Source organism: Serratia sp. N21D137, assembly GCF_047530005.1.
Classification (GTDB): Bacteria; Pseudomonadota; Gammaproteobacteria; order Enterobacterales; family Enterobacteriaceae; genus Chania; species Chania fonticola_B.
The window spans coordinates 50,178-68,914 of sequence record NZ_JBLJAJ010000008.1 but is presented as its reverse complement, the minus strand read 5'-3'; the positions used below and the strand labels follow the sequence as shown (position 1 = coordinate 68,914).

At 55.7% G+C, this 18,737-nt stretch carries 17 protein-coding genes; 11 read left to right on the top strand and 6 right to left on the bottom strand.

Annotated features, from left to right (window positions below; translation table 11 throughout):
• The first annotated feature begins 18 nt into the window (after window positions 1-18).
• From ACMV5H_RS08930 to ACMV5H_RS08885, 10 genes are all read left to right on the top strand, one after another.
• Window positions 19-483: a DUF2919 domain-containing protein gene (locus ACMV5H_RS08930; RefSeq protein WP_115159932.1), complete on the top strand. Its 465-nt coding sequence runs from the start codon at window positions 19-21 to the stop codon at window positions 481-483.
• Window positions 484-603: 120 nt separating this feature from the next.
• Complete coding sequence (locus ACMV5H_RS08925; RefSeq protein WP_414821715.1) at window positions 604-1,188, top strand: RpoE-regulated lipoprotein; 585 nt, start codon at window positions 604-606, stop codon at window positions 1,186-1,188.
• 160 nt (window positions 1,189-1,348) lie between these two features.
• Complete coding sequence (locus tag ACMV5H_RS08920) at window positions 1,349-2,248, top strand: Dyp-type peroxidase (RefSeq protein ID WP_021807069.1); 900 nt, start codon at window positions 1,349-1,351, stop codon at window positions 2,246-2,248.
• A gap of 201 nt (window positions 2,249-2,449) precedes the next feature.
• Entirely contained in the window at window positions 2,450-3,472 is a 1,023-nt protein-coding gene (locus ACMV5H_RS08915) for a sulfate ABC transporter substrate-binding protein (RefSeq protein ID WP_414821714.1), read from the top strand.
• On the top strand, window positions 3,472-4,305 hold the full coding sequence (gene cysT / locus ACMV5H_RS08910; RefSeq protein WP_021178700.1) for a sulfate/thiosulfate ABC transporter permease CysT: 834 nt from the start codon (window positions 3,472-3,474) through the stop codon (window positions 4,303-4,305). The genes ACMV5H_RS08915 and cysT overlap by 1 nt, the downstream gene beginning before the upstream one ends.
• The gene (gene cysW, locus ACMV5H_RS08905; RefSeq protein WP_021807067.1) at window positions 4,305-5,180 is read left to right on the top strand and encodes a sulfate/thiosulfate ABC transporter permease CysW; all 876 of its coding nucleotides are present in this window, start codon (window positions 4,305-4,307) and stop codon (window positions 5,178-5,180) included. Before cysT ends, cysW begins: the two co-directional genes overlap by 1 nt.
• A complete protein-coding gene (cysA, locus tag ACMV5H_RS08900) occupies window positions 5,170-6,258 on the top strand; it encodes a sulfate/thiosulfate ABC transporter ATP-binding protein CysA (RefSeq protein ID WP_021178698.1) in 1,089 nt (362 codons plus the stop codon). Before cysW ends, cysA begins: the two co-directional genes overlap by 11 nt.
• Before the next feature lie 68 nt (window positions 6,259-6,326).
• Window positions 6,327-7,208 (top strand): cysteine synthase CysM, encoded by an 882-nt coding sequence (gene cysM / locus ACMV5H_RS08895; protein ID WP_115159925.1) that lies wholly within the window; start codon window positions 6,327-6,329, stop codon window positions 7,206-7,208.
• 209 nt (window positions 7,209-7,417) lie between these two features.
• Window positions 7,418-8,098 carry a response regulator transcription factor gene (locus tag ACMV5H_RS08890; RefSeq protein WP_021807065.1) on the top strand — a complete coding sequence of 227 codons (681 nt, stop codon included), beginning with the start codon at window positions 7,418-7,420 and terminating at the stop codon, window positions 8,096-8,098.
• A gap of 5 nt (window positions 8,099-8,103) precedes the next feature.
• Window positions 8,104-9,435, top strand: coding sequence for an ATP-binding protein (locus tag ACMV5H_RS08885; protein WP_115159924.1), 1,332 nt, complete (start codon window positions 8,104-8,106; stop codon window positions 9,433-9,435).
• On the opposite strand, the gene pgtA is transcribed toward ACMV5H_RS08885, so the two are convergent.
• The 3 genes from pgtA to ACMV5H_RS08870 are packed head-to-tail and all read right to left on the bottom strand — an operon-like array spanning window position 9,426 to window position 13,899.
• On the bottom strand, window positions 9,426-10,670 hold the full coding sequence (gene pgtA / locus ACMV5H_RS08880) for a two-component system response regulator PgtA (protein WP_166733091.1): 1,245 nt from the start codon (window positions 10,668-10,670) through the stop codon (window positions 9,426-9,428). The two genes, ACMV5H_RS08885 and pgtA, sit on opposite strands and share 10 nt — an antisense overlap.
• Window positions 10,664-12,667 (bottom strand): two-component system sensor histidine kinase PgtB, encoded by a 2,004-nt coding sequence (gene pgtB, locus ACMV5H_RS08875; protein ID WP_414821713.1) that lies wholly within the window; start codon window positions 12,665-12,667, stop codon window positions 10,664-10,666. Before pgtB ends, pgtA begins: the two co-directional genes overlap by 7 nt.
• Entirely contained in the window at window positions 12,664-13,899 is a 1,236-nt protein-coding gene (locus tag ACMV5H_RS08870; RefSeq protein ID WP_414821712.1) for an ABC transporter substrate-binding protein, read from the bottom strand. Before ACMV5H_RS08870 ends, pgtB begins: the two co-directional genes overlap by 4 nt.
• A 458-nt stretch (window positions 13,900-14,357) precedes the next feature.
• On the opposite strand from ACMV5H_RS08870, the gene pgtP reads away from it, so the two are divergent.
• The gene (gene pgtP / locus ACMV5H_RS08865; RefSeq protein ID WP_021807058.1) at window positions 14,358-15,740 is read left to right on the top strand and encodes a phosphoglycerate transporter PgtP; all 1,383 of its coding nucleotides are present in this window, start codon (window positions 14,358-14,360) and stop codon (window positions 15,738-15,740) included.
• Window positions 15,741-15,805: 65 nt separating this feature from the next.
• Here the strand turns inward: pgtP and crr are convergent, their stop codons facing one another.
• From crr to ptsH, 3 genes are read right to left on the bottom strand one after another with little or no spacing between them, the layout of a single operon-like run.
• Window positions 15,806-16,315, bottom strand: a complete 510-nt coding sequence (gene crr, locus ACMV5H_RS08860) for a PTS glucose transporter subunit IIA (RefSeq protein WP_021178690.1) — start codon at window positions 16,313-16,315, stop codon at window positions 15,806-15,808.
• Between the two features lie 49 nt (window positions 16,316-16,364).
• Window positions 16,365-18,092, bottom strand: a complete 1,728-nt coding sequence (gene ptsI, locus ACMV5H_RS08855; RefSeq protein WP_021807056.1) for a phosphoenolpyruvate-protein phosphotransferase PtsI — start codon at window positions 18,090-18,092, stop codon at window positions 16,365-16,367.
• 46 nt (window positions 18,093-18,138) lie between these two features.
• Window positions 18,139-18,396 (bottom strand): phosphocarrier protein Hpr, encoded by a 258-nt coding sequence (ptsH, locus tag ACMV5H_RS08850; protein ID WP_021178688.1) that lies wholly within the window; start codon window positions 18,394-18,396, stop codon window positions 18,139-18,141.
• Window positions 18,397-18,737 lie beyond the last annotated feature (341 nt).

Below are 18,737 nucleotides of genomic sequence, written 5' to 3'. Positions count from 1 at the left end.
ATCGGCAAGGAAAAGTCTTTGAAGGCGTCAACACACCGGTTTTCACCGGACGATTACGATCAGCACGGTATGTTACGGTTGCCGCTGTGGTTTTGGGGCGTACTGATCTTACAGGCCCGTACCTGGCTACTGTTTGTGATGGCGGGTACCTCACGCGATCAGGGCGCTGGCTTGTTACAACTGTTCTATCCAGATACTCAGCGCTTTTGGTACGGTATTGCGCTTGGGCTGCCTGCGGCGCTGGCCTTTTTGATTGCTGGCCGCCGCCAGCATTGGCCCCGTCTATGGCGTTGTTGGCGTTGGGTACTGGTAGTGTCGCTGGCGGCAGCGCTGCTCGGATCGCTTTATAGCCTATGGCAGCAAGACAGCAATGAACCTCCGCTGGATCTCCTACTGGTGCTGTTGGATGTGCTGGCGATGGGGTATCTGTTAATGAATCGGCGCTTGAAAGCCTGTTTTATCCCGCAGGATGAGGCGGGTTAATTGTTAAAAGTTGCGGCACTTTTCCCAATTTACGTACTCCAAGCTGGCAATTGATGGCGCAGCCCCAGCGGTTATGAGAGGCTGCATATCGCCGATGTCTTTGATGTTAAGGAGCTATGAATGAATATTCGCCCACTGTTGTTAGGGCTACCGCTGTTGTTGACCGGGTGTTCGGCCATGTCAAACTTCTCCTGGTCCAGCCTGTCGCCGTTCAACTGGTTTGGCGGCAGCGTAGAGGTTAGTGCCAAAGGCGTCGGTGATGTGGGGGCAGGTACTCCCATGACGGAGGCGGCGATTGGCAAGGGCCTGAATAACAACTACCGCATGCGTGGTGGGATGGCGACCAACCAAGGGCAGATCGTTTCCTACTTCCAGGCATTGGACGGTGATGACGTTAAGCTGGTGATCACCGGAGAACCTAAAGGCCACGTGCAGCGCGTTGACGTAATGGACGCCAAGATCGCCACTGAATGGGGCAGCAAGCTGGGTACGCCGTTTAGCGAACTGTTCAGCAAGGCCTATGGTGCCTGTAAACCGGCCGACGGCGAGGATATTGGCAAGGTCGAGTGCGTGGCGCAGCAAAGCCGCAATGTCAGCTATATCTTCAGTGGCAAATGGGCTGGCCCACAGGGTCTGATCCCACCGGACGATACTCTGCAAAACTGGACGGTGAGTAAGATCGTCTGGCATGCCAAAGCACAATAATTCTTATTGCGGGCGCTCCTTGCGGTGTGCCTGCCTCGCTTGGCGTTAAATCCCTATTTTCTTTGCGTTCGGGCAAGGCAATCAGCCTGCTGTGCGTTATGATATTGCGCGTTTATAACAGGGCAACCTGTTACCCGATTCAGGTCTTGAGGAAATCAACATGACACAGGTTCAGAGCGGCATCCTGCTGGAACACTGCCGTTTTGGTATTTTTATGGAAGCTATGGTGCAGGGCGAATTCGTCGATCTGCGCCAGGGTTGCAAACAGTTCTGTCAGGCGCTCGGTGAGTTGCAGCAACAGTTTCCAGATGCCCACTTGGGCGCGGTTATCGCTTTTGGCTCCGACGTTTGGCATGACCTTTCCAATGGCCAGGGAGCCAAAGAACTGAAGCCTTTCGCACCGCTGGGCAAGGGGCTGGCACCGGCCACCCAACGCGATATGCTGATCCATATTCAATCGCTGCGTCATGACGTTAACTTTACCCTGGCGCAGGCCGCACTGGCCGCGTTTGGTAACACCATTCGTATTGAAGAAGAAACGCACGGTTTCCGCTGGGTAGAAGAGCGCGATCTGAGCGGCTTTATCGACGGTACCGAAAATCCACAGGGTGAACAACGCCCGGAAGTCGCGGTGATTGGTGCTGGCGAAGAAGACGAAGGTGGCAGCTACGTGCTGGTTCAGCGTTACGAGCACAACCTGCGCCAGTGGCAGCGTTTCACCACCGAACAGCAGGAACAGATCATTGGCCGTACCAAACAAGACAGTGAAGAACTGCCGCCGGATCAACGGCCAGATACCTCGCACGTCAGCCGTGTCGATCTGAAAGAGGACGGCAAAGGGCTGAAAATTTTGCGCCAGAGCCTGCCTTATGGCACCGCCAGCGGCAAACATGGCCTGTATTTCATCGCCTATTGTGCGCGCCTGCACAACATCGAACAGCAGCTGTTAAGCATGTTCGGCGAACTGGACGGCAAACACGACGCGATGCTGCGTTTCAGCCGTGCGGTGACCGGCAGCTACTACTTCGCACCTTCGTTGACGCGTCTGTTGTCACTTTGAGGCGTCTCCTGGGGCCAGTTCCTCTGGCTCCGGGCTTTCCTTCCCTCTGCGGTGAACCGCTCCCCTCTTGGCTTATAGCGTTTGATGCTTGAAAATCACTAAACGGTATATAAAAGCGTTACAGGTCTGCATCAAGTTATAAATACACTGGTCAATATCAGGGCATCAGCCCGGCGGTAAGACTCAGTGATAAGGTGCAGAATGAAACATTCCCGGGTTAAAAATACGCTGTTGCAAGGTTGGCTGGTGGCGGCATTGTTAGCCTGCGGTACGGCTTCGGCGGCAGAATTGCTCAACAGCTCTTATGACGTCTCCCGCGAACTGTTTGCCGCGCTGAACCCAGGCTTTGAAAAGCAGTGGGATCAGCAGCATCCGAACGACAAACTGACCATCAAACAGTCCCATGCCGGTTCTTCCAAACAGGCGTTGGCGATCTTGCAGGGGCTGCGTGCCGATGTGGTCACCTATAACCAGGTCAGTGACGTGCAAATCCTGCACGATCGCGGCCAACTGATCCCGGCAGATTGGCAGCAACGCCTGCCGAACAACAGCTCTCCATTCTATTCCACCATGGCGTTCCTGGTGCGCAAGGACAACCCGAAAGGCATCCACACCTGGAGCGATCTGGTGCGTGATGACGTGAAGCTGGTATTCCCGAACCCGAAAACCTCCGGCAATGGCCGCTACACCTATCTGGCCGCCTGGGGCGCGGCCAGCCAGGCTGATGGCAACGATCAGGCCAAGACCCGTGAGTTCATGACCCGTTTGCTGAAAAACGTGGTGGTGTTTGATACCGGTGGCCGTGGCGCAACGACGACCTTTGTCGAGCGTGGCCTGGGTGACGTGCTGATCAGCTTTGAATCCGAAGTGAACAATATCCGCAAGCAGTACGGTGCAGACAAGTATGAAGTGATCGTGCCGCCGGTCGATATTCTGGCGGAGTTCCCGGTGGCCTGGGTGGACAAAAACGTTGAGAAAAACGGCACCGAACAGGTGGCCAAAGAGTACCTGAACTATCTCTATAGCCCGGCGGCCCAGAAGCTGATCACCAGCTTCTATTATCGCGTCAATGATCCGCAGGTGATGGCGGCGGCCAAGAGCCAATTCCCTGAGACCAAGCTGTTCAGCGTGGAAGATCAGTTCGGCGGCTGGCCGCAGGTGATGAGTGCCCACTTTGCAACGGGCGGCGAATTGGACCAACTGTTAGCGGCAGGGCATAAGTAATGTTTTCAATGGCCAGCAAGCGGGTTCTGCCTGGGTTTACTCTCAGTCTGGGAAGCAGCCTGCTTTTCACCTGCCTGATTTTGCTGTTGCCGCTCAGCGCGCTGGTGATGCAGCTGGCGCAAATGAGCCTGGCACAGTATTGGGAAGTGATCACCAATCCGCAGGTCGTGGCCGCTTATAAGGTGACGCTGCTGGCGGCCGGAGTCGCCAGCGTTTTCAACGCGGTGTTTGGCATGCTGATGGCCTGGATCCTCACCCGTTACCAGTTTCCTGGCCGCTCCTTACTGGATGGCCTGATGGATTTGCCGTTTGCATTACCTACGGCGGTGGCCGGGCTGACCCTGGCGGGGCTGTTTTCTACCACCGGTTGGTACGGCCAATGGCTGGCTCATTTTGATATCAAGGTTTCCTTCACCTGGTTGGGGATTGCGGTGGCGATGGCCTTTACCAGCATTCCTTTCGTGGTGCGCACGGTGCAACCGGTACTGGAAGAGTTGGGGCCAGAATATGAAGAGGCCGCCGAAACCCTTGGGGCTACCCGCTGGCAAAGTTTCCGTCGCGTGGTGTTGCCAGAGGTTGCGCCAGCGCTGCTCGCCGGTACGGCGCTGTCGTTTACCCGTAGCCTGGGGGAGTTTGGGGCGGTGATATTTATTGCAGGCAACATTGCCTGGAAAACCGAAGTGACCTCATTGATGATTTTTGTGCGCTTACAGGAGTTCGATTACCCGGCCGCTAGTGCGATTGCCTCGGTGATCCTGGCAGCATCACTGCTGTTGCTGTTTGCCATTAACACCTTGCAGAGCCGCTTTGGCCGCCGTATTGGAGGGCACTGATGGCTGATGTTACCGCCCTGAACGGCGCAGAGCGCCCACGCGTGAATTGGGGGAAATGGACGCTGATTGCCATCGGCGCGCTGTTCTCCATCCTGTTGCTGGTCGTGCCGATGGTGATGATCTTTATCGAGGCATTCTCCTCTGGCGTGGGCGCCGTGTGGCATAACCTGTCGGACCCGGACATGCTGCACGCCATTTGGTTGACGGTGCTGGTGGCGCTGATCACCGTGCCGGTCAACCTGGTGTTCGGTACTTTGCTGGCCTGGCTGGTGACGCGCTTTACGTTCCCTGGCCGCCAACTGCTGCTCACGCTGTTCGATATGCCGTTTGCGGTGTCGCCGGTGGTGGCGGGGCTGCTGTATCTGCTGTTTTACGGCACCAACGGCCCGATCGGCGGCTGGCTGGATGCCCATGACATTCAACTGATGTTCGCCTGGCCCGGCATGGTGCTGGTGACGATATTCGTGACCTGCCCGTTTGTGGTCCGTGAACTGGTGCCGCTGATGATGAGCCAGGGCAGCCAGGAAGACGAGGCCGCGGTGCTGTTGGGCGCTTCCGGGTGGCAGATGTTCCGCCGCGTCACCTTACCGAACATCCGCTGGGCATTGCTGTATGGCGTGGTACTGACCAACGCCCGCGCGATTGGCGAGTTTGGTGCGGTATCGGTGGTGTCCGGCTCTATCCGTGGCGAAACCTATACCCTGCCACTGCAAGTGGAATTACTGCATCAGGATTACAACACCGCCGGGGCGTTTACCGCCGCGGCACTGTTGACCCTGATGGCGATAGTCACCCTATTTCTGAAAAGCGGACTGCAATGGCGCCTGGCGCGTCAGGATGCGCGTCTCGAGCGGGAGGAAAATCATGAGCATTGAGATTAACGGTATCAACAAGTCTTTTGGCCGTACCAAGGTATTGAACGATATCTCGCTCGATATTCCTTCCGGTGAGATGGTGGCGTTATTAGGCCCATCCGGTTCGGGCAAGACCACTTTGCTGCGGATTATCGCCGGGCTGGAAAGCCAGAGCAGCGGTAAGCTGGGCTTTCACGGCACCGACGTCAGCCGCGTGCATGCGCGCGATCGTCGCGTCGGCTTCGTGTTCCAACACTATGCGCTGTTCCGCCATATGACGGTTTTCGACAATATCGCCTTTGGCCTGAGCGTGCTGCCACGTCGCGAACGTCCGAATGCGGCGGCGATCAAACAGAAAGTGGAGCAGTTGCTGGAGATGGTGCAGTTGGGTCATCTGGCTAATCGCTACCCTTCACAGCTTTCCGGCGGCCAGAAGCAACGTGTCGCCTTGGCGCGCGCGCTGGCGGTGGAGCCTCAGATCCTGCTGCTGGACGAGCCGTTTGGTGCGCTGGACGCGCAAGTGCGTAAAGAACTGCGCCGCTGGCTGCGTCAACTACATGAAGAACTGAAGTTTACCAGCGTGTTCGTCACTCACGATCAGGAAGAAGCGATGGAAGTTGCCGATCGCATCGTGGTGATGAGCCAGGGGAATATCGAGCAGGTAGGTTCACCGACCGAGATCATGCGTGAACCCGCCACCCGCTTCGTGCTGGAGTTTATGGGCGAAGTTAACCGCCTGAACGGTGAAATCCGCGGTTCACAGCTGTTTGTGGGCGCTCACCAATGGCCGCTGTCGTTCCAGCCAATGCACCAAGGCAGCGTCGATCTGTTCCTGCGCCCGTGGGAAATGGAGATTGGCACCGATTGCAGTGCCCGTTGCCCATTACCGGTACAGGTGTTGGAAGTCAGCCCGCGTGGCCACTTCTGGCAGTTGACCGTGCAGCCGATTGGCTGGCATCAGGAGCCTATCAGCGTGATTATGTCGGAAGGCCATGCCGCACCGGCGCGCGGGGACCGTTACTACGTTGGCAGCCTGAATGCCCGCCTCTACGCCGGTGAACAACTGTTACAACCGGTTGCGTTAGCTAAAAGCGCCTGATAATTTCTAACCATTCCCATTTAAGGCAACCCTGGGTTGCCTTTTTACATTATACGCAGGCAAAGATTGTGACCACGCTGGAACAATGCATCGGTAATACACCGTTAGTAAAACTACAACGACTGGCCGAAGGGCTGGACAGTGAAATCTGGCTCAAGCTGGAGGGCAACAATCCGGCGGGGTCGGTCAAGGATCGGGCCGCGCTGGGGATGATCCAGCAGGCGGAGCTGCGCGGTGAAATCCAGCCGGGAGATACGCTGATCGAGGCCACCAGTGGCAATACCGGCATCGCGCTGGCGATGATTTGTGCGATGAAGGGCTACACGCTGAAGCTGCTGATGCCGGAAAACATGAGCATGGAACGCCAGGCGGCAATGCGTGCCTATGGTGCAGAACTGATCCTGGTCAGCCGTGAACAGGGGATGGAAGGGGCGCGTGACCTGGCGCTGGAGATGCAGCAGCAGGGTCAGGGCAAGGTGTTGGATCAGTTCAACAATCTGGATAACCCCTACGCGCATTTCACCACCACCGGCCCGGAAATCTGGCAGCAGACCGCTGGCCGTATCACCCATTTCGTTTCCAGCATGGGCACCACCGGCACCATTACCGGCGTTGGTGGCTACCTGAAAAGCCAAAATCCGCAGGTGAATATCATCGGTTTACAGCCTGCTGAAGGCAGCAGCATTCCGGGCATCCGCCGTTGGGCACCGGCCTATCTGCCGGGTATTTTCCGCCCTGAGCTGGTGGATCAGGTGTTGGATATGGCACAAAGCGAAGCCGAACAGACCATGCGCCAACTGGCTCAGTGGGAAGGTATTTTCTGCGGCGTCAGCTCCGGTGGTGCCGTAGCCGGGGCACTGCGCGTTGCTGCGGCCAATCCTGGCAGCGTCATTGTCGCCATTATCTGCGATCGCGGTGACCGCTACCTGTCTACCGGCGTATTTTCCTAGCTGAGTAATAATCGGTAGGGAGGAGCGTGACTCTCTACCTATTCCCCAACCTCTGCCATTTATTCCCTCAAGATCGATTATCCCCTGAGCCTTAAAGCCCCGTCTTTCATTTGTGTCGGGAGAATGTCAATGTGTAAGGATTAGGTAAAACCGGCTGCGTACAGCGACAATAGACGCGAAAATGGCGGCAAATCAGCGGAGGAGTGGGCATGAAAATTTTATTGGTCGATGACGATCTGGAACTTGGCACCATGCTGAGCGAATACCTGACGGCTGAAGGATTCAACGCGTCCCTGGTGCTGACCGGCAAGGCTGGAGTAGATGGTGCACTTTCTGGCGAGTATATCGCGATGATCCTCGACATCATGCTGCCGGACATGAGCGGTATCGACGTGCTGCGCGAGGTACGCAAAAAAAGCCGCTTGCCGATCATCATGCTGACGGCTAAAGGGGACAACATCGACCGGGTAATCGGGCTGGAGATGGGCGCCGACGACTATGTCCCCAAACCTTGTTACCCACGCGAACTGGTGGCACGCCTGCGTGCGGTGCTGCGCCGGTTTGAAGAGCAGCCGGAAGCGGTGGATAAGGTTTCTGTCCTGAGCTTTAACGAATTGACGCTCAACCCGTCCACCCGCAGCAGTGCCTGGCAGGGTAAGACGTTCGACCTCACCGCCTCAGAGTTCAACTTGTTGGAGTTACTGCTGCGTTCGCCAGAACGAGTGGTGTCGAAGGATGAACTGTCAGAGAAAGGTCTGGGGCGGCCACGTGAGGCTTACGATCGCAGCGTGGACGTGCATATCAGCAATATCCGCCAGAAGCTGGGCGCGCTAACCGATAACCGACTGAGCATTGAAACCGTGCGCAGTATCGGTTACCGCATCAGGTAATGCCGATGCGCGGAAGACTGTTCTGGAAAATCCTGCTCGGTTTCTGGCTGACGTTTATCATCATGACCCAGGCGCTGTGGGTGACGTTTACCTTTTATGGTAATCGCCATGAGGTCCCGGAAAACAGCATGACCTGGCGTATCGCTAATCTGCAACTGACCTCTGCGGCCTCGGTGTTGCGCAGCAGTGGGATGCCTGCGCTGAACGCAATGGTTGCCAAATGGCCTGAAACCGAACGCCGCTTCTTAAGCGTAACGCCAGCCATTAAGCCATCGGCTGATGAGTCAGGCCAAAACCCACAGACCAACCAGCCAGCGAAAATGATGGTGGAATGGGTAACCGGTGCAGATAACCAGAGCTACCGGTTGAGCTACGATCTGGCAGGACTGCGTGCCGAATATCGGCCACCCAAACGCTGGCGTCTGCTGAACATCCCGGAGCCAATGGTGTGGGTCGGTGGGCTGGGGGGCTTGCTGTTCAGCGCCATGTTGGCCTGGAACCTGACGCGCCCGATGCGCCAACTGCGCGCCGGTTTTGAGCGGGTAGCGCAGGGCGATCTGGCGGTGCGGCTGTTCCCGGCGATGCGGAGGCGCCATGACGAGCTTTCTGAGGTGGCTCGTGACTTTGACAGCATGGCGGAGCGGCTGGAGGTACTGGTCAGCGCCCGTGAGCAATTGCTGCATGATGTCTCCCATGAGTTGCGTTCGCCATTGGCCCGCTTGCAGCTAGCCATCGGCCTGGGGCGGCAAAATCCGGAGAACGTGGAGAACTCGTTGCAGCGTATCGAGCACGAAGCCGGGCGGTTGGACAAGATGATTGGCGAACTGCTGGCGCTGTCGCGCACCGAGAACAACGGCCTGTCCAATGATGAAGAGTATTTCGATCTCTATGGACTGGTGGAGGCGGTGGTTAACGATGCGCGCTATGAGGCGCAGATCCCTGGCGTAGAAATCGTGTTGCAGGCCAGTTCCGACGAGGAATACACCGTAAAAGGTAATGCCGAACTGATGCGCCGGGCGGTAGAGAATATTGTGCGTAATGCCCTGCGCTTTTCCAGCCACGGCCAACGGGTGACCGTGGTGCTGACGCGTATCGACCAGTTGTTCCAGATCCAGGTCAGCGATCAGGGGCCGGGCGTGGAGGAGTCGAAGCTGTCCAGCATCTTTGATCCTTTCGTCCGGGTAAAGTCGGCGATGTCTGGCAAAGGTTATGGCCTGGGTTTGGCGATCACGCGCAAAGTGGTGCTGGCCCATGGTGGGCAGGTTGAGGCACACAATGGCGAACAGGGTGGCCTGGTGATCACGCTTCGGGTACCGCGCTGGCACACTCAACGATAATGCTGCTTGTCCAGATCGTACTTTTTCATCCGCAGGTAGAGCTTTTTACGCGGGATCTGTAAATACTCGGACACCTCGTTAATCCGTCCCTGATGCAGGTTCAATGCCTCGGTAATGATCTGGCGCTCATAGTCTTCGATACGCTGATCCAGCGGAGCGGGATCGGAGCCGTGCAACAGCGGGTTGGCGGTCTCTGCCAGTGGCATCACCCCTACGGCAAACAGCTCTGCAGCATTGGCCAGCTCGCGCACGTTATTTGGCCATACCCTTTTGACCAAACGCTTAATCAGCTCGGCTGGCAGATCCGGCAGCGGATGGTTAAGGCGCAGGCAGGCCTGCTCCAGGTAATGGCGGAATAACGGCTCTATATCGTCAGGGCGCAGAGAAAGCGGCAGGCAGGCGATTTGGGTCATGGCAAAGCAGTAATAGAAATCGGGCAGGAGAGTATGCCCGGCGGCCAGTTCCACCAAGGGTGCAGTCCCAATGCCGATCAGCCGGAAGGGCAGAGGGTCTTGTCCCTGGAGCTGGATCAACCGCGCCTGCTGGGTGATAGACAAGTGCTCGAGGTGGCGTAAAATCAGCGTCCCGCCGCTTGCCTGCTCAATCCATTGTTCTAACGGTGCCTCACCCCCTGGCGTCAATTCACCTACGATCAACGGCTGTTCGCTGCGATGGCTCATGCGGTGTAAATAACGGGCTGCCAACGTCCTGCCGACGCCTAATTCCCCTTGCAGATAAACCGCTAAATCGGTTTCGGCTACCTGCTGCAAACGCACCCGCAGCTGTTTTATCCACTCACTACGCCCAATCAGATTGCTCTGCAACTGTTCCTGCTGCCAACGGCGACGGGCAATGTAAGAACGTCTCTGGGCCAGCGCGGTCGCGACCTGTTCGAGTAGCTGGGCCGGGTTGACCGGCTTTTGCAGAAAGTCCCAGGCCCCTTTTTTCACCGCTTCAACCGCCATCGGCACATCGCCATGGCCGGTGATCAACAACACCGGCAAACAGGCATCGTGAGCGAGCAGTAGCGCCATCAGCTCAATCCCGGAACAGCCAGGCATACAGACATCGCTGATAACGATCCCGGGCCACTCCTCCCCGAGCATTTCCTGTGCCTTAAGCGGGTTATTGCAGGCCTGAACCTGATAGCCTGCCTGGTTGAGCAGCATGGTATAGGCATCGAGGACGTCGGCATCGTCGTCGATTAACAGAATTTGCGCTTGTTGGCTTAACATGGTTGATCCACCGGTTGAAACTGTAAAACGACGCAGGCGTTCTGCGTCAGCGTAGAGGCCAGATGCAGGCTGCCGCCCATTTGCTGCATCAGCGAAAGCGAGATGGACAGGCCAATCCCCAAGCCCACCGATTTGCTGGTGGTGAAGGGTTTGAGTAACGATTCAGCCCGCGCCAGCGGCCAGCCAGGCCCATTATCCCACAGCAAGACCTGCCAACCGGACGCCTGGCGTTGCCAGCTTATCTGCAATAGTGGCCGCTCCTGGCAGGCATCCAGAGCGTTGCTCATCAGATTGACCAGCACCTGCTGAATGCGTACCTCGTCACCTAACACGTTTGGCGCACTGTCCGGTAGCCGCAGTTCCCCCCGCAGCGGTTGGTGGCGCAGAGCCAGCAACTCCCACGCGGCAATTAATGACTGGCGCAAATCAACGGGCTGAGAGGGGCTATCCTGTTCCGTTCGCCGGGCGAATTGCCGCAGCATACGGATGATGGCATCCATGCGGCCAATCAGACCGTCGGCTTTGGTCAGGGCCAGCGTGGCCGCCTCTGGCTGTTGTTTCTCCACCGCATGACGAGCGGTAAACAGATACATCGACAGGGCGTTCAGCGGTTGGTTGATCTCATGGGCCAGCGTGGTCATGGTCTGCCCAACCACGGCCAGTTTGGCGGCCTGCACCAGCTCATCCTGTGTGGCTCGCAAATGTTGCTCAATGCCCTTGCGCTCGGTGATTTCCTGCTCCAGTCGGGATTTTTGCTGGTTCAACTGGCCTAGGGTGCGCCGCAACAGACGGGCGATGCGGCCCAGTTCATCGCCACCGTAAACCGGGATCGCCGCGTTGGTTTCCCCAAGGCCGATACGCACCACCACCTGGTTTAGCAGGGTAAAGCGCTTGACCAGGCGGGAACGGATAAAATAGTGATTGAGCAAATATACCAATAACATCGCCAGCAGGGTGGCGATCACAATTAGCCTGCCGCTGACGCGGATAATCTGCTCCAGACGGTGGTTAAAGGTTTGCATCTGCCGGTGGCTGTTACTCAGTTGCGATTCCAGCTGTGTGCGGAAGCGTGCAAGCGTCGCCTCCTTGGCCTGAGTGGCCAACGTAAGTGCTCGTTGTGCCTGATGATAGTCTTTCATCGCCGCAGGCATACTGTTTTCGGCAATGCCGGTCTCCAGCAGTTCGTCGATGGTTTGCCGCAGCGTGATGGTGCTGGGGTGAGCCTGCAACCCCTGCATATTGTCGTTTGCCGTTTTTTTCAGGTAGGCGAGGTAACGTACGTGCTCGGCAACCGAAGTGGGCTCTTCAGCGCCGGATTGCAGCTCATTGAGGCGATCGCGCAGGGCATCGGCGATCTGGTTCTCGATGCGTGCCAGGGCGTAAACCTGCTGCTGTTCACTTTGCACCTCGCGCAAACTGGCCTGCAAGCGGGGGAGCGCCTGGCCAGAGCCTGTCTCCATCTGATCGAGCAAAGCTCCCTGCTGCCAGCTAAAATCCTGCACCAGCGAATTCAGCTCGGTGGTGAAGTCATCATGTAACCAACTGATGCGCGCGGCGACCTCATTGACCTTTTCCCTGGCGATAAACATGTTGTACAGCGCGTTGTCCAATCGGCCCAACAGTTGGCGGCTTTCTGCCAGCGTCGCCTGAATTTGCTGACGTTCAGGGTTATCCAACTGCATGCTGGCCTGCTCTATTTGCTCCAAATGACCGACGATCTGATTTCTTAACTGCAGGCGGGCATTGGTATTGGCGGCCTGCAAAAATTCATTGAGCTGATCGACCAGCGTGTTCAGATTGCTTTCGATCACGAACGAAGATTGGATACGCGGAAAGTAATCATCCAGCGCATAGCGGACCTGCGAGCTTTGCTCATGCCAGGAGTACAGGCTGACCCCGCTGACGGTAAGCGTCAGCAGCGCGCCGGTGAGAAAGGCACCCCGCAGGCAGGCGCTGATGGTCAGACGTTTGAAGAAGCGCGGCAATAAACGGCTCATTTTAACTCTTCCAGCGCCTTGATGGCCTTTCTCTGCTGTTGCTGAAAGAACAGTTGCCATTCCATGACCTGCTGCTCGCTCTCGCTACGTGCAGCAAACTGTTTAAGGTACTGCGGATCTTCGCTTTGGGCCTGGGTGACGGGAATGGCGGTCAACAGCGCACGGATCTCCGGCAAGGGTCGTTTGAGGCGGCTTTCAGCACCATGCAACGCTTTCCAGGCGTCCTTGAGTTGAGACAGGCGGAAACTGATGGCCGTATCAAACAGCTTTTGGACCAGGCGCTGGCGTTGCAATATTAGGGAGTAATTCAGCGGTGGCCGCTGTAACAGCTTTTGCTGCTGCGCGAAGCGTGGGTTGTCGGCCAGCAGTGAAACCACCGGGTATTTTCCCGTGCTGGTATCGGCCAGGACCCGCTGCCCCTGTGGGCTGAGGAGGAACTGAATAAAGCGCCGGGCCTCGGCGGGGTAATGGCTATTGCTTGTCACGGCAATATAGGTGGGGGAGGCCGCGGCCTGAGGGAAATAATGGAAGGCCAGGTGTGGATCGTCAAGCAGCAGATTGGCATAGTTATCGATAATCGGCCCGACCGAACCCAGGCCGCTTTTGACTTTATCCGCCACGCCAAAGCTGCGCGAAGAGATGGTGATCAGGTTACCGGCCGCCGATAACATCGTTTGCCAGCCAGATTGCCACCCCCTCTGTTGCAACAGCGACTCCACCATCAGGTGGCTGGTATCCGAGCGGGAAGGGCTGCTCATCAGCAGTGCCCCCTGGTAGCGGGCATCGGTCAGATCGTCCCAATCGTCTGGCAGCGGCAGCCGTTTCTCTGCCAGATTGGTGCGGTTGATCAGCAGGCCAAAACCCGAAATGGCCACCGCCACGGCGGTATTGCGGATAGGTTCAGGCACCAGCCGCTGTGATTGTTCCGGAGCACCCTCATAGTTTGCCAGGCGCTGATGCTGTTGCAGGTGCTGGAGCAGCATGGGGGAGGAGGTCAGCACCAGATCGACGTTGTCACTGCCGGTGCTGTCGAGCAGTTGTTCCAGGGAGGTGCTGGTGCGGTTCAGCGTGCGGATGACTACAGACTGGGGCTGGCCTTGCCAACGGCTAATGAGGTAGGCGGTTGCCTCTGGTGAAAAGGTGGTGGCCATCACCAGTTCATTTCTTTTGGCGCAGGCAGCAGTGGATAACAGCCAGCAGGCCATTGCCGCAAAAACGAGCGTTGCACGCATAATAAAACTCTCCCTAGACCTCATCGATTGTGATCTTATTCATAAAATCGCAATAACGATAAAAATAACCCGCAAAGCATTTGGGACAAAAATATTTTTCGTCAACCAACAGAATTTAGCCGGGGTTATAACGTTGATGAAGTCAGAATATTACCATCGATAGCCCATCAATACTGTTAACGCCTTCAAAAACATCACCACTTGTGGGCTGGCTTTGTGCGCAACCTTAGTGCTGTGGCGCTCTGACGCGGGGAGGTGAGCGAGCTGGTTTTTGGTTAATAACGGTAATGTTAATTGATGAGTCAAAACTGGGCTTATTTGTTCTGGGTTTGAGTCAATTTTGACACATATTACGGGGCTTGTCTTATTAATGAATTAATTACACCATCCGCTGCGAGCGTTATTAATAAATAGCAGGCGCATCGAGCCAGTACAGATAAACCTCACAGGGGAATAACATGTTTTCATTATTAAAACCTAGCGCGGCGGCGAAGCGTGTTCCGCCAGAACAGGTGCAGGCAACCTACCAGCGTTATCGCATGCAAGCGTTACTGAGCGTCTTTTTGGGCTACCTGGCCTATTACATCGTGCGTAACAACTTCACCCTTTCGACGCCCTACCTGAAAGAGCATCTGGATCTGAGTGCGACGCAGATCGGCATGTTGAGCAGTTGCATGCTGATTGCCTACGGCATCAGCAAAGGGGTGATGAGCAGCCTGGCCGATAAGGCCAACCCTAAAGTGTTTATGGCTTGTGGCCTGGTGCTGTGTGCCATCGTCAACGTCGGTTTGGGGTTCAGCACTGCCTTCTGGGTCTTTGCCGCATTGGTGGTGTTTAACGGCCTGTTTCAGGGGATGGGAGTAGGGCCTTCGTTCATTACCATTGCCAACTGGTTCCCACGCCGTGAGCGTGGCCGCGTTGGCGCATTTTGGAATATATCCCACAATATCGGCGGTGGGGTAGTTGCCCCCATCGTCGGCGTGGCTTTTGCGGTATTGGGTAGTGAACACTGGCAGAGCGCCAGCTACATCGTCCCAGCAGGTGTAGCAGTGTTGTTTGCGTTGGTGGTGCTATGGCTGGGTAAAGGTTCCCCGCGCAGCGAAGGTCTGCCTGCCTTGGAACAAATGATGCCGGAAGAAACCGTCAGGGTGAAAACCGGTGTACAGGAACAGGCTCCGGAAAATATGAGCGCCTTCCAGATCTTCTGTACCTATGTTCTGCGTAATAAAAATGCCTGGTATGTCTCGCTGGTGGACGTATTTGTCTACATGGTGCGCTTTGGCATGATCAGCTGGCTGCCTATTTACCTGCTCACCGAAAAACATTTCTCCAAAGAGCAGATGAGTATAGCGTTTCTGTTCTTCGAATGGGCGGCGATCCCGTCCACACTGTTGGCTGGGTGGCTGTCGGATAAGCTGTTCAAGGGACGCCGTATGCCGCTGGCGATGATCTGCATGGTGATGATTTTCATCTGCCTGATTGGTTACTGGAAGAGTGACTCGCTGTTGATGGTCACCATCTTTGCTGCGATCGTCGGTTGCCTGATCTATGTGCCACAGTTCCTGGCTTCGGTACAGACGATGGAGATCGTTCCCAGCTTTGCTGTCGGCTCCGCCGTTGGCCTGCGCGGCTTTATGAGCTATATCTTTGGGGCTACGCTGGGCACCAGCCTGTTTGGCGTGATGGTCGATAACATGGGATGGCATGGCGGCTTTTATCTGCTGATGGGCGGCGTGGTGTGCTGCATCTTGTTCTGCTATCTGTCACATCGTGGCGTATTGGCCTTGGAGCGTGAAAGACAGCAACAGGAGCTACAAGCGGAACCGCTGGTAGCGCAGTAGGGCTTAGAAGTCTTGGATAAAAAAATGGCGCCGATAAAGGCGCCATTTTTACGATCGAACCGCGATTACTTCTTGATGCGGATGATCGGGGTCTCGCCAACGGTGACGCTGCCGGACAGTTTGATCAGCTCTTTGATCTCGTCCATGTTGGAGATAACCACCGGAGTCAGGGTAGACTTGGCTTTCTCCTCCAGCAGGGCCAGATTGAACTCGATAACCACATCGCCTTTCTTGACGCGTTGGCCTTCTTCCGCGATGCGTTTGAAGCCTTCGCCTTTCAGTTCAACGGTGTCGATACCAAAGTGCACGAACAGCTCAATGCCGCTATCAGATTCGATAGAGAACGCATGGTTGGTTTCAAAAATTTTACCGATAGTGCCGTCAACCGGAGCAACCATTTTGTTGCCAGCTGGTTTGATAGCAATGCCGTCGCCAACGATCTTCTCGGCGAATACGACGTCCGGTACATCTTCGATATTGACGATTTCGCCAGAAAGTGGAGCGACGATCTCGATAGTGCCCATGTCTTTCTTGTCATCAGAAACCAGAGACTTCAGTTTATCGAACAAACCCATGATCTTCTCCTAAGCATTAAATTGGGCGGCGTTCCAGTGTCGTGGAATTTTAGCAGAGCGTTTTTTCTTCGATGAACTTATTGACGCAGTTCATCAAATCCTGTGCCGTTGGTTGTTCCAAGGCCTGCGCTGCCAATGCCTTCACATCTTCGAAATTGGTATTACGAATAATTTTCTTGATGCGCGGGATTGCAATCGCACTCATGCTGAACTCATCCAGCCCCATGCCCAAAAGCAACAGTGTAGCACGCTCATCGCCAGCCAGCTCGCCGCACATACCGGTCCACTTGCCTTCTGCGTGAGATGCATCAATAACCTGTTTGATCAGGCCAAGCACTGATGGGGACATCGGGTTATAGAGATGAGAAATCAGCTCGTTGCCGCGATCTACTGCCAGAGTATACTGGGTTAAATCGTTTGTCCCAATACTAAAGAAGTCGACTTCTTTCGCCAGGTGGCGAGCAATCACTGCTGCGGCCGGTGTTTCCACCATTACGCCCACTTCAATGCTCTCGTCAAAGGCTTTGCCTTCTTCACGCAGCTGCGCTTTCAGCGTTTCCAGCTCGCCCTTCAGATCGCGCACTTCTTCCACCGAGATGATCATCGGGAACATGATGCGCAGTTTACCGAAAGCAGAAGCACGCAGGATGGCGCGCAGCTGAGCGTGCAGGATTTCCCGGCGGTCCATCGCGATACGGATCGCGCGCCAGCCCAGGAACGGGTTCTCTTCTTTTGGCAGGTTCATGTACGGCAGGTCTTTATCGCCGCCGATGTCCATGGTACGGACGATGACTGCCTGTGAGCCCATGGCTTCCGCAACGGCCTTGTAAGCCGAGAACTGCTCGTCTTCGGTTGGCAGTGAGTCGCGGTCCATGAACAGGAATTCGGTACGATACAGGCCGACACCTTCGGCGCCATTGCGCTCTGCACCGGCGACGTCGCGCACGGTACCGATGTTGGCACAGACTTCAACCTGATGCCCGTCCAGCGTGATCGCCGGCAGGTCTTTCAGCTTGGCCAGATCGTTTTTCTCGGTGACGTATTGGGTATGAACCGCTTTCAGCTGCTCAATCACCTCGGCCGTCGGGTTGACATAAATCTTGTTGTTAACCGCATCCAGGATCAGGTAATCGCCGTTTTTTACCTGGGTGGTCACGTCGCTGGTGCCAACGATAGCGGGCAGTTCCAGGGAGCGAGCCATGATCGAGGTGTGGGAAGTACGGCCACCCAGATCGGTGATGAAGCCCAGCACTTTGTCCAGGTTCAACTGTGCGGTTTCTGACGGTGTCAGGTCCTTCGCGACCAGGATCACCTCATCCTGAATGGCGGTCAGATCGACAATTGCCATGCCCAGGATGTTTTGCAACAGACGCTTACCGATATCACGCACGTCAGCCGCGCGCTCTTTCAGGTATTCGTCGTCTAATTCTTCCAGCGCTTTCGCCTGGCCTTCGATCACGGTGTAGGCTGCCGCATCGGCAGACGCCAGATCGTCTTTGATGAGGGCTATGATTTCCTGCTCAAGCTCTTCGTCTTCCAACAGCATGATGTGGCCTTCGAAGATCGCTTCTTTTTCTTCGCCGAAGGTCTCGCCTGCCTTGGTTTTGATTACTTCCAGCTGTTCAGACGCTTTGGCGCGGCCTGCCAGAAAACGTGAGATTTCCTGCTCTACATGGTCTGCAGAGATTTTTTTCCGGTTGATGACAATTTCATCTTCCTTCAGCAAGAGAGCCTTACCAAAAGCGATACCCGGTGATACTAAAATGCCTGAAATCATAACCCTACCTTACTCTTGACTGGTGTTAACTAAAAAGACGGGCCGATTACTCAAGCTCTGCCATCAGTTTTACCAAGTGCTCAACGGCTTTCTGCTCGTCTTCACCAACGGCTTCGATGGTGACTACTGTTCCTTGGGTCAGGCCCAGAGTTTGCAGCTTAAACAGGCTTTTGGCGCTAGCGCTCTTGCCGTTGGAAGTCACGGTGATGTCAGACGCGAAGCCTTTGGCTTCTTTTACGAACTGAGCGGCAGGGCGAGTGTGCAGACCATTCGGAGCGGTGATAGTCACTTCTTGCTGGAACATTGATGTTTCCCCAACTTATCGGATTTAAGGTTGTGGAGCTAAAGTTTAGCCTAACGGCGTGATTTTAGCTTGTCTGGTTAGCGCCTGACTATGGTACAGGGGCGAGCATGGATGCAACATAAAACGACGCTTTAAGCATTTCAGATCAAAAAATCCGAGCATCTGGCGTTGTTTCAATCAGCTCCCCATTATGCCGTGTTTTTCGCTGGAGCAACAAATGAGTAAATCGATTCAGCTCAAACAATGGCAGGAAGGTGATTAATTTTGCGCATCGAAATAATTGACCGGTTAAATACTAAAGCCAGCGGTGAAAATCAATCGTTGAGTGGTGTAAACTTTGA

Excerpts from the sequence above, each read along its gene's own strand:
- pgtP (WP_021807058.1), top strand. The coding sequence starts at position 14,358 with ATGTTTTCATTATTAAAACCTAGCGCGGCGGCGAAGCGTGTTCCGCCA.
- cysA (WP_021178698.1), top strand. The coding sequence starts at position 5,170 with ATGAGCATTGAGATTAACGGTATCAACAAGTCTTTTGGCCGTACCAAG.
- ACMV5H_RS08890 (WP_021807065.1), top strand. The coding sequence starts at position 7,418 with ATGAAAATTTTATTGGTCGATGACGATCTGGAACTTGGCACCATGCTG.
- ptsH (WP_021178688.1), bottom strand. The coding sequence starts at position 18,396 with ATGTTCCAGCAAGAAGTGACTATCACCGCTCCGAATGGTCTGCACACT.
- ptsI (WP_021807056.1), bottom strand. The coding sequence starts at position 18,092 with ATGATTTCAGGCATTTTAGTATCACCGGGTATCGCTTTTGGTAAGGCT.
- ACMV5H_RS08870 (WP_414821712.1), bottom strand. The coding sequence starts at position 13,899 with ATGCGTGCAACGCTCGTTTTTGCGGCAATGGCCTGCTGGCTGTTATCC.
- cysT (WP_021178700.1), top strand. The coding sequence starts at position 3,472 with ATGTTTTCAATGGCCAGCAAGCGGGTTCTGCCTGGGTTTACTCTCAGT.
- pgtA (WP_166733091.1), bottom strand. The coding sequence starts at position 10,670 with ATGTTAAGCCAACAAGCGCAAATTCTGTTAATCGACGACGATGCCGAC.
- pgtB (WP_414821713.1), bottom strand. The coding sequence starts at position 12,667 with ATGAGCCGTTTATTGCCGCGCTTCTTCAAACGTCTGACCATCAGCGCC.
- ACMV5H_RS08925 (WP_414821715.1), top strand. The coding sequence starts at position 604 with ATGAATATTCGCCCACTGTTGTTAGGGCTACCGCTGTTGTTGACCGGG.
- ACMV5H_RS08915 (WP_414821714.1), top strand. The coding sequence starts at position 2,450 with ATGAAACATTCCCGGGTTAAAAATACGCTGTTGCAAGGTTGGCTGGTG.
- crr (WP_021178690.1), bottom strand. The coding sequence starts at position 16,315 with ATGGGTTTGTTCGATAAACTGAAGTCTCTGGTTTCTGATGACAAGAAA.
- ACMV5H_RS08885 (WP_115159924.1), top strand. The coding sequence starts at position 8,104 with ATGCGCGGAAGACTGTTCTGGAAAATCCTGCTCGGTTTCTGGCTGACG.
- cysW (WP_021807067.1), top strand. The coding sequence starts at position 4,305 with ATGGCTGATGTTACCGCCCTGAACGGCGCAGAGCGCCCACGCGTGAAT.
- ACMV5H_RS08920 (WP_021807069.1), top strand. The coding sequence starts at position 1,349 with ATGACACAGGTTCAGAGCGGCATCCTGCTGGAACACTGCCGTTTTGGT.